General features: G+C 31.2%; 1 protein-coding gene. It reads left to right on the top strand.

Going from position 1 to position 624, the window contains the following annotated elements:
- Positions 1–227: 227 nt before the first annotated feature.
- Positions 228–624: HD domain-containing protein (locus tag E3U55_RS17065; protein WP_134341679.1), on the top strand; the 397-nt coding region annotated here is incomplete at its 3' end.

Below are 624 nucleotides of genomic sequence, written 5' to 3'. Positions count from 1 at the left end.
GTATTGGATTGCTTATACTGATAAAAATCCTGATTCAACAGCAGGCGATATAGAATTAATTAAAGAATAACTTCTTATTTAACTATTTGGGGCAATAGTTGAAGATGGCGATCTTAAAGTTGGTCATCGTTTTATTTTGCTTTATAAAATTATTAGAAAATTATGTTAAACTTGCTTTAAAAGATAAAGATTTACTAATTTTTTAATTTGAAACGGAATGACATCCCATGAGATATATATTGGACAGAAATTATGCATATGAGCTTATTGAGTGGGCATATATCCAAAACCCAGGACCGTGGTTTAAACATTCGATTAATGTCGCAAAAGCGACTGAAAATATTTTAATTGAATTAAATAAAAACGGATATGATTTTGATGTTGATTTAGGGTACAATGCCGCACTCTTACACGATATAGGTAGGTATAAAGGATTTACCAAATCAGTTATTCATTCATTTGATGGCTACATTTATTTCAAGGATATAGGCTTTACTGGTAATGCAATTGTTTGTGTTACTCATTCATTTCCTTGCATGAATGAACATATTGAAAAAGCAGCTGATTGGAGCCTTGTCCCAGAACATATGAAGTTAAAGTTAGTTGAGGTTCTAGATGCGAACA

It is taken from the genome of Filobacillus milosensis, from assembly GCF_004402015.1.
Lineage (GTDB): Bacteria > Bacillota > Bacilli > Bacillales > Alkalibacillaceae > Filobacillus > Filobacillus milosensis.
Note: the sequence above shows the minus strand (reverse complement) of the source record. Positions and strands in the feature narration are given on the sequence as shown.